This window comes from Desulfoconvexum algidum (genome assembly GCF_055382125.1).
Genome location: NZ_AP042394.1, coordinates 2,899,294 through 2,914,389, shown reverse-complemented (window position 1 = coordinate 2,914,389; position 15,096 = coordinate 2,899,294). Strand labels below are relative to the sequence as shown.

Below are 15,096 nucleotides of genomic sequence, written 5' to 3'. Positions count from 1 at the left end.
GTCGGTGTTGTTTGGAATGTCATATTTTCCTCTTATTTAGCAGGTTCCAATTTTTATTAAAATTTTACCAATTGGCAATGACCAATACTCAAAGTTCATCTTCATAATAATATTCCAGAAAGGTCTCTCTTGCTTCTTCTCTTTCTTCTTGCTCATCAAACTCATCTTCGTCTTCTTCTGCACATCTCATCCAGACTTTGGTGTATTCTTCAATGGCGTGCTCGAACAGTTCATTGCAGATAGCAGGGTCAACTTCTTCAGCTTTTTCTATTCCAGTTCTGATTATTTTAATAAAATAGGAATCATCAACGTCACCCAGTTCATATGATTTGTTAAATATTCCGGTAAGCATCGCTTTAATAATTGTTAGTTTGTTAACCACCACTCCTATTGCTGGATTCAAAAATTTGGACCACCATTATTAAAACTATTTTTCCAGTCAATGTATGGTTGTCTCGGCTTGATGCTTATTGCGGTTCGGTTAATAGTTTTCATTGTCAGTCAATGATTCATTTCAGTTGTTTATAGCTGGAATTTATTAACCTACTCAACTTTCGGATACTAATACTTGATTGTAAGTTTAGTTTTTGGTGATTTGATCATTCACTTCGCAATGACAGATATCTTGTCCTCATATTTTATTTCCCGGGTTTTATACTCTTTCCAATAAAAAATGCATCCCCAAGTTTGTCACCTATACCGTGATAAGTCTGGCATGATGGCGCATAAATAATTGGATTAACTTTTTGTATATTTGGCATTCCGTCGTCGTTGAGAACAGACTCATCTGCCTTAACATCAATTATCTCACCAATAAATTGTGTGTGTAATCCTATCTCGAAAGTATGAAGGAGTTTACATTCCAATATCAAAGGAAATTCTTCAATGTACGGAGCGTTGACCACATCGCTTTTCACTGGCGTAAGCCCCGTGGCCTTGAACTTATCTTCGGTTTTACCCGTGGCCATACCTAAATAATCGGCCTCTTTAACATATTTTTGAGATGGAATATTCAAGGTGTATGCCTTACTTTGAACAATACAATCATAACTGTATGTGGCTTTACGCAATGACACGGTTACACATGGTGGTTTGGAACAACAGATACCACCCCAGGCAGCGGTCATGGCATTGGCTTTCCCATCTTCATCGTATGTAGCGACTATTAGGACAGGTGCCGGGTAAACAATGGTTTTTGCCCCTATTGATCTTTTCATTTAGATTCTCCTGAAAAAGGGTAATATGCTTAACTGACTTCTCTACCAAACAATACATTTCACTATTTTTTCTTCCAACCGGATATGCGGTATACAGTTTGGAATTATTTGGGAAAGGTGAAAATTCCCAAATTAAACATCAACCATGTCTTCAATTTTCTTTAATCGTTTTTCTAAATCCCTTGATTCTTTCATATTATTTTGTTCTTCAAGTTGCTTCATTACCGAATCAAACATATTTCTGAGTGCAGGTAAAACTTCTTTTTTAAAGGTTTCTTTTTGTTCTGCTGAAAATTGTGAAATTTGATTAATAAGTTCATCTATTTTTTTATGGAATTCTTCAGTGTTAAAAGTATCGATATATTCTTCAAGTTGACTCATGATTTCGTCATTTTGTTTTTTAATACGATTCATTACCTTTCTTAATTCTTCAGCAGCAGTAGCAATCTTATATTCTACAAAGGTAATTCCTTTCACTGAAGATCCTGATTTCAAAAGTGTCTCATTCGATGCTTCTATAGGAGATATAGCAACAATGTATGCATTTGAATTTTTTGAAAAAATATTGCTCACCAAAACAAATAGTGTGGTCTCATATATTTGTTCTTTATATCTTTTATCAATAAGGATTTCAACTTTGGACATTTGTGATTCAACCAAAGATACTTTTTTTACCTTCCCTATTAAAATCTTTTGGTCTTTTAAGTCTCCTGCTAAATAGACTTCACTGCCTTGAATAAGATTTCTATGATTTTTGTATAACACATCAACTATCAAGTCTCTTTGAAATAGTGACATGATATTTGATAGCGGATTTGCTAAACAAGGGTTATTAAAACTTAAAATGATAATAATGAATAATATCGCTTTTGAATAATTTTTCATTATACACTCTCTGCATTTGATAGGGTTTCGTTCATATGTCACTCTTCAAAACTTCCACATTATTCTCTTCTAAAAATTTGATTGATTTGCTGCAAATTGGAGCATTTGTTTCCAGAAAAACCGAAGCATTCGGCACTTTCTTATTTATTTTTTCAACCTTTTTTAGAATTATTAATGCATCTTTCATGATGATTCTGCTTTTTCTGTTGATAACAAGGATGAATTCTTCAGGTCCCATTTTCATTAAGACGGTTCTGGGTGGTAGGCCATATGATTTTGGATCAACTATGTTTTTCAATTGAGTTCGTCATTTAGCTTATCCCGCAAAATTCCTGCACATTTAAACGTCACAACCCGTCTTTTTCTCAACATCATTTCTTCGTCAGTGGCTGGATTCCTTCCCTTCCGTGGTGCTTTTTCATTAACCTGGAATTTACCAAATCCTGATATCATAACATCTTCTCCGGATGCCAGGGTGGACTTCATGATTTCAAGGAGGTGTTCAATTGTGTCTTTTGCTTCTGAGGGTGACTGCTCAATCTCTTCTGAGATTTTTTCAATGATTGTTGTTTTGGTACAGGTCAATTTGGGTGGTGCTCCTATTTGGTTTATTTTATAAATTTTCTTGTCGAATTTAATGTTAATAGCATAGTATTGTCAAGAATTGAATCCGGGGCAGGCAGATGGTCTAAGAAACTGGGAGAATGGCATGAATGATAATAATATAGAAAAAAATATGGGCAGTGACTTAAGAAAAAAAACCTTAAATGAGAAGTCACCCATGAATCAGCTTGCTGTTCTTTTTGTATATTTATTTGAATATCTCGAAGCAGGAGGGCTCTCTGAAGAAGAGTCAAAAGATATATTTGATGTTTTCATTGAGTGTGTTGGAAATATGAAAGAGGAATCTCATGAAATGCTTATAGATCACATTATTGAAAAATGGGCACTTCCGCTTATGAAAACTAAAGGAAACTCTTAATTTTTAATGAGACCACAAGCTGTCAATCAAACAGGTGTTATTAATGAAATTCTAAAAGGTATTGTAGATCGAGTCACCTTTCACAATCCTGATAATGGATGGTCTATTCTCAGAGTAATGCCCTTTAATAATCCTCAAGGTCAAGAAACCGTCATTGTTCATCAAACAAAAGTATTCGCCGGTGCTACAATGGAATTCCAAGGGTCATGGACAACTCACCCAAAATATGGTCGGCAGTTTCAAGCAACGGTAGCAAAAGAGAATAAACCTGCGACTGCTGCTGCACTGGAGAAATATCTTGGTTCTGGTCTTATTAAAGGGGTCGGTCCTAAAACAGCAAAAAAGATTGTTAAACATTTCAATAAGCAAACACTCGATATCTTCGAAAAAGATATTGAAAGACTGACAGAAGTACCAGGGATAGCACAGAAAAAACTTGATATGATAAGTGAAGCATGGACTGAGCATAAAGCAATTCGAGAAGTCATGATGTTTTTACAATCTCATGGTATCAGTACTTTATTTGCAGTTAAAATTTATAAAGAATATGGCGATGATGCCGTCAAGTTGGTTACTGAAGATCCTTATCGCTTGTCCAATGATTTTTATGGCATTGGTTTTTTTTCTGCTGATAAGGTCGCTTTAAGTATTGGACTTGAGCCCGACAGTCAACAGAGAATATTGGCGGGTATAAAACATGTCCTTGCTGCGAGTAGAAATTTTGGGCACTGTTATCTGACCGCATCTCAAATTGATAAAGAAGTCAAAGAATTATTAAAATTGGACCTGTCAGATAAACTGCTTGAGCTATTGAAGTATATGGAAACAGAAAAGTTGCTCATGGTTAGAGATCTTTTTCAGGACAACGGTATTACGGAACGATGCTATTATTCAAAATCTTTATACTTTGATGAACTCTATGTGGCAAAGCGGATCTCTGATATTGGTAAACCTCCTAAAGTTGATAAGGATAGGGTCGAAAAATGGGTATCCCGATATTGTGACTCAAAAAGTATATCCTTGAGTGATGAGCAAGCTGATGCTGCTAAAGAAATAGTTTGTCAAAAATTTTCTATTCTTACTGGTGGTCCTGGATGCGGTAAAACAACAGCCACACTTGTCATAGTTAAATTGATTGAAGCAATGGGATTAAAGGTCCTTTTAGCAGCGCCAACTGGTAGAGCTGCCCAAAGGATGATGGAGGTCATTGGAAAAGAATCAAAGACAATCCACAGATTATTAGGGTGGCAAGGCGGTAAATTTAAAAGCGATGAAGAGACACCTCTAAAAACAGATTTTTTAATTGTTGATGAATGTTCAATGCTTGATATCAATTTGACGGCATCTCTTTTAAAAGCTGTTCCTAAAAACGCTCAGGTTTTGTTCATTGGAGATGCTGACCAGTTACCTTCTGTCGGTGCTGGTAATGTTATAAAAGATATAATTGCTTCTGAATCCGTTCCCTGCTTTCTTTTAACAAAGATCTTTAGGCAAGCACAAGAATCTCTTATCATTAAATATGCTCACCAGATTAATAAAGGGGAGATACCTTGGATTAAATCACCCTTCAAAAATCCTGAAATATGGAAAGAAAAAACAGATTGTTTATTCCTTGATTCAGATGAAGCCACTAAAGAGCAGATAAGTTTTATTTCAAGAGTTAAAAGATTTTATAATCTAAAACAAACTGAATTGGAAAACAATATTTCTAATGATTCTGATAGCTTTGATTTCTTTGAGTTTAGGGTCCAGGAACCTGTTATTCCATATGAAACTGAAATAACGATACCTAAAAAATTTGAGCATGTGAATCTGGACAAAGTATATCAGGCTGAAACTAAAATTGAAGAATTGTTTTCAATCCTAAAAAAAGTTCATCCTTGGTCTTCTCTTCATTATGGATTCTCAGCTTTGGATGTTGTCAGAAAGTTATACCAGGAATGGATACCCAAATATTATGGTAACTGTGAAATACAGATCCTTTCTCCTATGACCAGGGGGAGCCTTGGTACAATCAGCTTAAACAGAGTGATCCAAGAAACTTCAAATCCCTTTGTTGAAGGTAAACGACAATTAAAAGTTGGGGAAAGAATATTCAGGATTGGAGATAGGGTAATTCACCGGCGTAATAATTATGACCTGGGTGTCTTTAATGGTGACATAGGCATTATTCAAGATATTGATAATATAGATTTGACTTGTTCCGTTTCCTTTTATCCTGATAATCGAATAGTTCATTACAAACAAACTGATATCATGGAACTCGATTTGGCTTATGCTATTACCATACACAAATCTCAGGGGAGTGAATTTGAAGTTGTTATTATTCCAGTCATTACACAGCACTTTAAAATGCTCTTTCGGAATCTGATTTATACAGGAATTACCAGGGCAAAAAAGCTGGCAATATTTGTTGGTACACGACGAGCACTTGCTATGGCTGTGAAAAATCAAGATATCAGTAAAAGACAAACGGCACTGCAGGAATTGTTGATGGATTGACCAAGATTTTATTCACCACTTTCCGGTACTAAAATTTTAATAAAAAGGAATGAATTTTATGAAAACATATAGAAACGAACTCTGGTTTGAGATTCCAACAAGAAGGGCTTTTATCAACATCACGCCTGATATTCAAGAATGCATTGATGAAAGTGGTGTCACTGAAGGACTTGTACTTATCAACGCAATGCATATAACAGCCTCTGTATTTATTAATGATGATGAATCAGGACTGCACCATGATTATGACCTATGGCTTGAAAAATTAACTCCCCATGCTCCAGTGTCTCAATACAGACATAATGTAGGTGAAGATAATGCAGATGCCCATATGAAAAGACAGATCATGGGTAGAGAAAGTGTTGTTGCAATCACGGAAGGAAAGCTTGATTTCGGTACATGGGAACAGATTTTTTATGGTGAATTTGACGGTAGAAGGAAAAACGTGTTTTGATCAAAATAATTGGAGAATAAATCTTTTTTTGTCATTCCTCATCCGGAATGTGTCAATGAAATGAGACACCATTTATGATAAATTAAGCTCTAATTTCAACAGGTTTTTCTTGTTTCGGATTTAATCACTATAAGTGAAGAAAAAAGGGTAGGGGGGCCAAAAGAAATAACTTTTAACCACAAAAAAAATGGCCTGATGTTGGCCACCCACTGCAATATGATAATCTTGTCGATTGCCGGACTTTATGCTTTCCACAGACATGGCTTTAAAGTTGATTCTTGTTCTCAGGTGTGATCTTGTTGTTCCTGTTATCGTTTTTACCCCCATTTTAAAAAAACTATAATAAATATAAAAGTTTTTTAAACAATTGAGTAAGATAGGAACCACAAGAACCACAGAATCACAAATTTACATTTCTTAATCAAACATTAAAATATCATGGCATTATGCCACTATCAATACTCACACCCACCAGGTCATTTTTTGTTATTCCATGAAGTTTGAAAATGATTGTAATTTCGAACTTTATTAAATATGGTCAATTATCCAGATCCAACAAAATCACCATTACAGGATGAAGAGTTTTTATGGATATAGAGGTTAAATTCGATTGTTCAAGAGTAGATTGGAACCTTGTTGCTGATATCCTAAAAGATGTCGGGATGGGGCATCATGAGCCAAGCTTGCATAAGAAAGCTTTTGAAAATAGTTATGTTACTGTTTTTATATACTATGGAAATCGAATGATTGGATTCGGCAGAGCTATTTCTGATGGTGCTTATCAAGCTGCAATCTATGATGTGGCTGTTGCTCCTGATTTTCAAAGAAAAGGTTTGGGAAATATAATTTTAAAAAATATTATATCCAAATTACTTCAGTGCAATATAATCCTGTATGCATCTCCGGGGAAAGAAGATTTTTACACAAAAAACGATTTTAGAAAAATGAAAACAGGTATGGCACAATTTACAAATGCAGGAAAAATGTCCGAAAAGGGATTTACAGATTAAAAAGGAGAATTGAGGATGAAAATTTTAAGAACACCTGATGACTCATTTAAAAATCTTCCCGGTTATCGATTTAATCCAAACTATATAAAAATCCCAGATGGTGAAGGTAAAGAGTTAAGAATACATTATGTTGATGAAGGCCCAATTGATGCGGAGCCTGTTCTATTGATGCATGGAGAACCAAGCTGGTCATATCTGTACCGAGACATGATTTCTATCATTGTTGATGCAGGGTATCGAGCCATTGCGCCAGATTTAGTGGGATTTGGTCGTTCGGACAAACCGGCAGACCGGGGAAATTACACATATGAACGTCATGTTGACTGGATGCAGGCATGGTTTGACAAAATGCATTTACAGGGAGTTACGCTCGTTTGTCAGGATTGGGGGTGGTTTAATCGGATTGCGATTGCTGGTCCAAAATATAGATCAATTCCATAGGGTTGTTGTTGCCAACACATGGCTACCAACCGGAGACACACCAGCATCGAAAGCTTTCATGGTTTGGCGTAAATTTTCAATAGGAGTGCCGGACTTCGATATTGGCAGTATTATTACTATGGGGTGCAAGACTTCTTTAAAAGAAAATGTAATTGCAGCATACAATGCGCCTTTTCCGGATGATACATACAAAGAAGGAGCTCGTATATTTCCTTCTCTTGTCCCCATCACCCCGGATGATACAGCATCACAAGCGAACCGCAATGCCTGGAAAGTCCTATCCAAATTTGAAAAACCGTTTATTACCATGTTCAGTGACAGTGATCCTATTACTCAAGGTGGTGAACGTATGTTCCAAAAACTAATCCCAGGGGCAAAAAATCAAAAACACATTACCATCAAAGGTGGTGGGCATTTTCTCCAGGAAGATTGCGGGGAAGAATTTGCAAGGAATATTGTTAAATTTATTTCACAGACTTGATAAAGTTGATTGAACTGAAAATTTGTTTGATTTTTTTCCATAATAGTTACCAATTCCAACTGGAGAGAGGCATTTGTTACGGAAAAAAACAGCATGGATTAAAAGAACATTCTATTGGGAGTTCATCCTTTATTGTTCTGCATTTCATATCTAATGCAAGTTTCTTCGCTTTCCAGGTACCTATTTATGCTCAGCTATTGCCCAATTCGCTTTAGCCCCCCCCCCCACTCTGCCATATATTTTTTGTTGACCCTCTTAGCTTCGGCAGTTCGCTTTTTATTTTCAGCATGGATATCTGATATCCCTCGGTTAGCAAAAGGGCAAGCAAGAGATCCGGAAGGAGATCGGTCTTGCCTTGATGATTTGTATGTCAGACAAAAAATGTTTCCCAGGCTTTCAGAAAAATATAAACCCCAGGGCGATCAAGTTTTAAAATTTTAATCATAGGGCAGGGTGGGAACCCAACAGCATTCTGAGTCAACTTCTCCCTTGTTTTCCCATTAACACAATGATACGAAAACAATATCATTAATATATAAGGGGACAGTATGAAGATTAATTTTACAATGGAATTGGACAAGGAACTTGCTGAGCTTATACAGTCGCCAATCAGAAACTTTTTTGAGGTACTATTGGCATTGGCCAAACCTGTTAAAGATGCCCCTGTGAAGCAAGGGGATGACCCTGAAGGGCCTAATCAAGGAGAGGTTGTCAAAGAAACGCCTGTCAAAGATGAAACCCCTCAGGGTCCGGAAACTATTGTAAGTACAGAACCCGCTTCCGAGGCTCCTGAACCTAAAGCAAAGCCAGGGGTAGTCAAGAACACAATCCTGGAAGCCATACAATCCAGAAAGATCGGCATAGATGCCAAGGGGATCATGAAATTGACAGGCTTTACCGGGAAACAAATATCAAATAATATGTTTCACCTGAAGAAAGCTGGCCTCGTTAAGAAAAATAAAGGCGGGAAGTTTGTGGCCATCAAGATCAAAGAGCCCAAGCCCAAGGAATAAAATCTTAACCGCAAATTATGGGGCAGGGTAGGGCTCATAATTTGCGGAACCTGTTCCATCCATCTCAGTGCTCCACCCTAATTCGAGCGCCAGGCGATCCCGGATCTCTCCTACATCAAAGAAAAGCATCCATTGCCATTCGAACCCTAAAGAATCCAGTATGATTTTCACATGAGCTGTGTTGCTCTTCTCTGAGAAAAGCACACAAACACATCTTTGTTCTTCATCATTTCGAAGAGAAACAAAAATAGGATGTGTTTTTAATGGAAGGTCAACTGAATCTATGATTTTCCAAGGTTTTGTTTTCTTTGTCTGCTGGCCATCGACTTCCATATAAATATGTTTTGCGCCAAGTATATCGGAAGCGCCGACTCGTGATAACCCATTTTTCAGAAGTTGCTGAAAAGATGCGATTCTAACCATATCCGAAAAAGACCAGATGTTTCGTTCACCTTGGATATTTGATTTCACAACACTCGGTGTAAGATATCCATTCTCCATCCATTGTTGAAGACGATTTCGTTTAACCTTAAGGATTTCGGTGATTTGTTTTAGCGTATAAGTATTTTTCATAGAATGAATATGACATATGTTGTAACATATATCAATGAAATAACCAATAATAATAGTATTATACGGCAAATTTTACTTAGCTAATTTTAGGATTTCTAAATCATCTCTTATAAGAAGACCAGGAATTGGACTCGGAAACAAGAGAGAAAAGGGCTCTTAATCCCTTTGATTTCCAAAAAAAGATGATATTATACCGGAATAGGTATGGTTCTCATACGAGTCCCTGATTTCTCCAAACAGAAATCGATATCCTCATAGACTCTTTCCCGGTTTCCCTGGACTTTTTCCCGGATCTTCTTAGAATAGAATTTCTCTGCCTCTCCAGGACTCTGGAAATTAAAAACTCGTCTATCAAGAATTCTACCTATGGGGTATGTGGTACCAGAAACCTTCAAGACCTTAGTGCCAGCAAGGACGAGGTTGTAAAAGGCTTGTTTGGGGCTGCTCTTGCAAAGCAGGCATTTAGATTGAACCTGAAGCATCAATGGTCTCCTTGTTTAAGTTGTCGTTGCCTAAACATAGATGATTTCAGAGGCCCTTGTTAAGAGATTTGTTCTGTTATATCGGATACTTACGGGCTTTACTGTATAGTATACACAGCGTGGAACAAGCTGTCGAGTTGTTTCACTTACTGGCAGTAGGGGGCATGGAAAATCAAGTTTTTTCAATCTTTTTAAATAAAAGATAGGCACCTCCAAGGCACCTTGGAGGCAACTTGAAGGCACCTTGGAGGCACCTTGAAGGCACCTTGAAGGCACCTTGATGGCACCTTGGAGGTGCCTAACTATAAAACATATAGGCACCTCAGAGGCACCTTGGAGGTGCCTACAGCTTTTTGAGATTTCAAGAGGAAAAGTTGACAGTAACAACGGGATTGGGTTGACAAGAACTTTTTACCTGCGTTCATTTAGGGTTGACAGTAACGTGTAGAGTAACAAAAATTTTAGGGGGGACAGAAACGCCCTTCCGATGTTACTCCAAAGCACTCTCCGCTGTTCGAGATCTTAGTATTCCACAGACATTTTCATGTCACCCAACTAACACCCCCAATACACACTTTCTGGCTACCTAAAACATCCACTTAAAGATCACCATTAAAACACACCCCTTTTTTTACCACATTTCCCGGGCTACCAAACAAAACCTTCTGACCACCAAGAAAAATGCACGACATTCACTGGCAATAAAAACCCCCTGGGCATCAAAGAAAATAAGAAAGAGGCTCAATTAACCACATAAGCCATACAATAAAAAACTAAGGTAGCCATAATAAAAGCACAGATGTCAGCCAATCAATACTTTCGGGCTTCTTATGACACAACTTGTGGCTTTGCAAAAAAGCTATATTTGTCAAAATCAAAGATTGACCAACAAAACAAGAAAGGCCTTCGATTAACCACAGAAGGCCGACAAGCAAGAATCAATGGTAGCCATAGACAAACGCATAGATATCCATTAACCCATGCTCACGGGCTTCTTATGACGCAACTTGTGGCTTTAATCCTGTTTATGCTTGCCAAAATCAAAGTAGATTGACCTCAGAAGACAAAAGGCTTGATATTTGCGCCAAACAAGTTTTCCCTGTATAATAGACATGAATACAACCTTGATGTCCGGGTAGAGTAACAAAGATTCCAAGGGCGACAGAAACACCCTTCCGATGTTACTCCAAAGCACTCTCGGCTGTTCCGCTATCTGTTTCCCAAAATACCTTCTTTGAAATTCAAAAAACTGCCCTCAAATAAAACCTTCTTATGATTGTCAAGAAAAACGGCCTTTGTAGGTCAAATAAAAACTGTGTTTTGTATCCACTATAAGTTTGATTATCTCTGCTTAGCCTTCATGGCACACCGACAACTTTCTTGATATTCATCGAGGTGAATAGTCTCTCTTTATTGCCCTGGGCCTGGATTGATTGGTTGACACAAAAGCGGTTTCTTTATAGATTGAGCCCGTATCGGACAAGTTCCCTGCATTGATGCTTAAACCGTGACCTGCCTTTCAACTGGCATAACCATTTTAGGAGAGATCCATGGAGACCCAAAGGAGAAATAGCAGGCAGGGGTTACCCTCCGGCCTTTCCATAATTCATTCCAATCATTTGGAATCCTTGAGACAGGTGGCTGTGGGCTGGATAAAGGCACACCCCCTCAAGGTGTTCGAGACTGAGCAGTTCATCGTCCAGAGCAACGGGATGGCCCAGTGGCTCAAGCTTGCTTTAGCGGCGGACGACGGTTGCGGGATCAGTGCAGGGCTTGAGGTCCAACTGCCAGGGCGCTACATCTGGACCGCTTATCGTTCCGTTCTGGGGGATGACATAATCCCTGTGGATTCTCCCTATGACAAAGATAGGCTGGTGTGGCGGCTTTTCCGCATCCTGCCGTCCCTTTTAGGGGACAGCGCCTTTCTGCCGCTCAACCGGTTCCTTGAACAGGATAAAGACCAGCGCAAACGCCATCAGCTCTCTTGTCACCTGGCGGACCTTTATGATCAGTACCAGGTCTATCGAGCCGACTGGCTTGAGGATTGGGCTGATGGCAGAGACCAGCTCAGGAAGGGCGGGGGGGAACCTATTGAATTGCTCCAGGAACAAAAATGGCAGGCAGAACTGTGGAGACGGCTCAAGGCTGATGTCCCGGATGAATTTCGAAAGATCGGCCGTGCAGACCTGCACCAGCGTTTTCTCCAAAAGACCAAAGATCTCCAGGGAGAGAGGCCCGCTGCCTTGCCCCCAAGAGTAATCGTGTTTGGCATTTCATCCTTGCCCAAACAGGTGCTTGAGGCCTTGCAGGCTGTTTCCAGCCTTTGCCAGGTGCTGCTGTTCGTCAACAATCCCTGTCGTCACTTCTGGGCCGACATTATAGAAGACCGGGAGCTTTTGCGGATCGAACATGCCCGTCATAACGCCAAAGCCTCCATGCCGGAGTCCCTTGATCCCGAGCTTCTCCACCAATACGCCAACCCACTTCTTGCGGCATGGGGTAAGCAGGGCAGGGACTACATCGGGTTGCTCTACGGCTATGACGAGCCTGAAACCTATGAAAAGGATTTTGCCCAAATCGATCTGTTTGATGATTTTGTAGCGCCGGGAACAGGGGGGACGCTGCTCCAACAGGTTCAGCAGGCGATCCTCGACCTTGAACCCCTTCCCAATGACAAGGAAAAGAGACCATGGGTTGAGGGTAACGACCAATCCATCAGCTTCCAGATTGCTCACAGCCGCCAGCGGGAGGTGGAGGTCCTCCAGGATCAGCTCCTCCATAGCTTTGAAACTATTGAAGACCTGAATCCCAGGGATATCATCGTGATGACACCGGACATTGAGGCCTATGCCCCCCACATCGAGGCCGTGTTCGGTAATTTGTCGCCCATGGACCCAAGGTTTATTCCCTTTACTATTGCGGACAAGCCCAATAGGGAAAGCTTGCCCATGCTCAAGGCCCTTGAGAAGCTTTTACATCTACCCGACTCCCGCATGGCTGTCAGCGATCTCATGGATCTTTTGGAAGTACCGGCGTTTAGAGAACGGTTCGGCTTGGGGGAGGCAGATCTGCCAAGGCTCCACCAGTGGATCGAGGGGGCCGGCATCTCCTGGGGGCTTAACCCAGACCAACGCACGAGTTTTGGGCTGCCCTCAGGTCTTGACCAGAATACCTGGGATTTCGGTCTTAAAAGAATGCTCCTTGGCTATGCCGTGGGCAAGGGAGAGGATTGGAACGGCATAGAACCCTATGACGAGGTGGGGGGGCTTGAAGCCAGCCTGGTCGGTCCTCTTTCAGCAGTGCTTGACGAGATGGATATCCTTTGGAAAGAGTTGAGCCGACCGGGCATTCCCGGGCAATGGTGCCAGCGCATCCAGAACCTTGCAAGGGACTGTTTTTTACCCATGGGAAACCAGGATCGACTAACCCTCAATCGTTTGGAACAGGTCCTGGATGACTGGCTTGAAGCCTGTAACGAGGCCGAGCTTGAAGAGGAGCTGACTCTGGCCGTGGTACGGGAATTTTTTCTTGGAATGATGGTCGAGTCCAGCATATCCCAGCGCTTTCTTGCCGGCATGGTAAACTTCGGCACCCTCATGCCTATGCGTGCCATTCCCTTTAAAGTAGTGTGCCTTCTGGGAATCAACGACGGGGATTTTCCAAGGAGCCATCCTCCACTTGATTTCGATCTCATGGCGGGAAAAGGTCTCTACCGGCCCGGGGATCGTTCCCGGCGGGAGGATGATCGCTACCTTTTTCTCGAAGCCCTGCTATCAGCCCGGGAAAAATTCTACATCTCCTATGTGGGAAGGGATGTCAGGGACAACAGCGAACGTATGCCGTCGGTGCTGGTGGGTCAGCTAAGAGATTACCTGGATGCTGGTTGGCAGCTTGAAGGTCAGGGGGATGACAAGAACAGTCCTCTGCTCAATAACCTCACCTGCATTCATCCATTGCAGCCCTTTGGCAGCGCTTATTTTCTCAAGGATCGCCCGAAACTGTTCTCCTACGCCCATGAATGGCGTAGTTCTCTTGAATTTGAGGCCCCTGAGATGGTTGATGAACCTCTGGAATCGTTCCAGTTTGAAGGTACCCTCCAGCTCACTTCCCTAATCCGGTTTTTGAAAAATCCCGTGCAATACTTTTTCAACCAGCGCCTGGCTGTCCGTTTTGATGATGTCTCCGTGGTGAGTAAAGACCAGGAACCCTTTGCCCTGGACTTTCTTGCTCCATTCGGTCTTGGTATCCAGCTTCTGGAGGCAGGGCTTTCAGTTGAACCTGAAGCCGTGGAGACCGCAATTACAATAGAAGCTGAGCGTCTCACCCGCACTGGGGAGCTGCCCATGGCAGGATTTGGTAAGCTTGCTGCTAAAGAGCTTAAACAACCGATTATCTCTATGGTCAACTATCACCATGAACTTTGTTCCCAATGGCCCCTTGAGTGCGATCCCATGGAAATTTCCATTGCCCTTGACCCTGATCTGTCCACGGTCTCCAGCCTGGATGACTGGCTTGACCGGCTTCATGAAACCGCTACCCCGGATGCTTCAGCCCGGTTCGGGCGGTGGGAATTCTATCCAAAGTCCATCATGGACAAGGGGGGAAAGTTATTTCGGCTCTACAGCCTGGTTCCTCTATGGGTCAGGCATCTTTCAGGCTGCGCTCAGGGGATGGACCTCGCAAGCCATCTGGTGGCCCCGGACGGTATTGCAACCCTTGTCCCCCTGGAGAGAACAAAGGCCAGGCAGATTCTCATGACCATCATTGCGCTTTGGGGGGAAGGACTCAATCAGCCTCTGCCAATAACCGCAAAAACCGGGATCACCTATGTGGATATCCTGAAAGCCAAAGGTGAGGAAAAGGCCAAGCTTGAGGCGTTAAAGTCTTATGAGGGAGACGGCTTCCGATCCAAAGGAGACCTTGGGTATAGTATTTATCTACAACGGACCTACCCGAGCTTTGATGCCCTATGGCAGGCAATGGACAACCGTTTTACCATTCTTTGTGAAACATTGTATGAACCCTTAGTAAGTGCCCTGAGAGAGGAAGTGTAATT

15 protein-coding genes are annotated in these 15,096 nt (G+C 41.1%); 8 read left to right on the top strand and 7 right to left on the bottom strand.

Annotation, left to right across the window (positions count from 1 at the left end):
* Positions 1 to 88 precede the first annotated feature (88 nt).
* The 5 genes from ACZ45G_RS13430 to ACZ45G_RS13410 all read right to left on the bottom strand — a co-directional run bounded on the left by ACZ45G_RS13430 (position 89) and on the right by ACZ45G_RS13410 (position 2,687).
* Complete coding sequence (locus tag ACZ45G_RS13430) at positions 89 to 403, bottom strand: hypothetical protein (RefSeq protein ID WP_464178904.1); 315 nt, start codon at positions 401 to 403, stop codon at positions 89 to 91.
* A 235-nt stretch (positions 404 to 638) separates the two neighbouring features.
* On the bottom strand, positions 639 to 1,217 hold the full coding sequence (locus tag ACZ45G_RS13425) for a flavin reductase family protein (RefSeq protein WP_464178902.1): 579 nt from the start codon (positions 1,215 to 1,217) through the stop codon (positions 639 to 641).
* 132 nt (positions 1,218 to 1,349) lie between these two features.
* A complete protein-coding gene (locus ACZ45G_RS13420) occupies positions 1,350 to 2,102 on the bottom strand; it encodes a hypothetical protein (RefSeq protein WP_464178900.1) in 753 nt (250 codons plus the stop codon).
* A gap of 31 nt (positions 2,103 to 2,133) precedes the next feature.
* Positions 2,134 to 2,289, bottom strand: coding sequence for a hypothetical protein (locus ACZ45G_RS13415; protein WP_464178898.1), 156 nt, complete (start codon positions 2,287 to 2,289; stop codon positions 2,134 to 2,136).
* Between the two features lie 107 nt (positions 2,290 to 2,396).
* Complete coding sequence (locus ACZ45G_RS13410) at positions 2,397 to 2,687, bottom strand: integration host factor subunit alpha (RefSeq protein WP_464178896.1); 291 nt, start codon at positions 2,685 to 2,687, stop codon at positions 2,397 to 2,399.
* A 124-nt stretch (positions 2,688 to 2,811) separates the two neighbouring features.
* Here ACZ45G_RS13410 and ACZ45G_RS13405 point away from each other — a divergent pair, with 124 nt between their 5' ends.
* The 7 genes from ACZ45G_RS13405 (at position 2,812) to ACZ45G_RS13375 (ending at position 8,985) form a co-directional block, all read left to right on the top strand.
* Positions 2,812 to 3,084, top strand: coding sequence for a hypothetical protein (locus ACZ45G_RS13405; RefSeq protein WP_464178894.1), 273 nt, complete (start codon positions 2,812 to 2,814; stop codon positions 3,082 to 3,084).
* A gap of 6 nt (positions 3,085 to 3,090) precedes the next feature.
* A complete protein-coding gene (recD2, locus tag ACZ45G_RS13400; RefSeq protein WP_464178892.1) occupies positions 3,091 to 5,586 on the top strand; it encodes an SF1B family DNA helicase RecD2 in 2,496 nt (831 codons plus the stop codon).
* 58 nt (positions 5,587 to 5,644) lie between these two features.
* Positions 5,645 to 6,040, top strand: a complete 396-nt coding sequence (locus ACZ45G_RS13395) for a secondary thiamine-phosphate synthase enzyme YjbQ (protein ID WP_464178890.1) — start codon at positions 5,645 to 5,647, stop codon at positions 6,038 to 6,040.
* 587 nt (positions 6,041 to 6,627) lie between these two features.
* Positions 6,628 to 7,050, top strand: a complete 423-nt coding sequence (locus tag ACZ45G_RS13390) for a GNAT family N-acetyltransferase (protein ID WP_464178888.1) — start codon at positions 6,628 to 6,630, stop codon at positions 7,048 to 7,050.
* Positions 7,051 to 7,065: 15 nt separating this feature from the next.
* Entirely contained in the window at positions 7,066 to 7,491 is a 426-nt protein-coding gene (locus tag ACZ45G_RS13385) for an alpha/beta fold hydrolase (RefSeq protein ID WP_464178886.1), read from the top strand.
* The gene (locus ACZ45G_RS13380; protein ID WP_464178884.1) at positions 7,460 to 7,972 is read left to right on the top strand and encodes an alpha/beta hydrolase family protein; all 513 of its coding nucleotides are present in this window, start codon (positions 7,460 to 7,462) and stop codon (positions 7,970 to 7,972) included. The genes ACZ45G_RS13385 and ACZ45G_RS13380 overlap by 32 nt, the downstream gene beginning before the upstream one ends.
* Before the next feature lie 548 nt (positions 7,973 to 8,520).
* The gene (locus ACZ45G_RS13375) at positions 8,521 to 8,985 is read left to right on the top strand and encodes a hypothetical protein (RefSeq protein ID WP_464178882.1); all 465 of its coding nucleotides are present in this window, start codon (positions 8,521 to 8,523) and stop codon (positions 8,983 to 8,985) included.
* A 15-nt stretch (positions 8,986 to 9,000) separates the two neighbouring features.
* Here the strand turns inward: ACZ45G_RS13375 and ACZ45G_RS13370 are convergent, their stop codons facing one another.
* Both ACZ45G_RS13370 and ACZ45G_RS13365 read right to left on the bottom strand, forming a co-directional pair.
* A complete protein-coding gene (locus ACZ45G_RS13370; RefSeq protein ID WP_464178880.1) occupies positions 9,001 to 9,558 on the bottom strand; it encodes a MerR family transcriptional regulator in 558 nt (185 codons plus the stop codon).
* A gap of 188 nt (positions 9,559 to 9,746) precedes the next feature.
* Positions 9,747 to 10,040, bottom strand: a complete 294-nt coding sequence (locus ACZ45G_RS13365; protein ID WP_464178878.1) for a hypothetical protein — start codon at positions 10,038 to 10,040, stop codon at positions 9,747 to 9,749.
* A gap of 1,550 nt (positions 10,041 to 11,590) precedes the next feature.
* Between ACZ45G_RS13365 and recC the strand changes: the two genes are divergently transcribed.
* The gene (recC, locus tag ACZ45G_RS13360) at positions 11,591 to 15,094 is read left to right on the top strand and encodes an exodeoxyribonuclease V subunit gamma (RefSeq protein WP_464178876.1); all 3,504 of its coding nucleotides are present in this window, start codon (positions 11,591 to 11,593) and stop codon (positions 15,092 to 15,094) included.
* Positions 15,095 to 15,096: the final 2 nt, after the last annotated feature.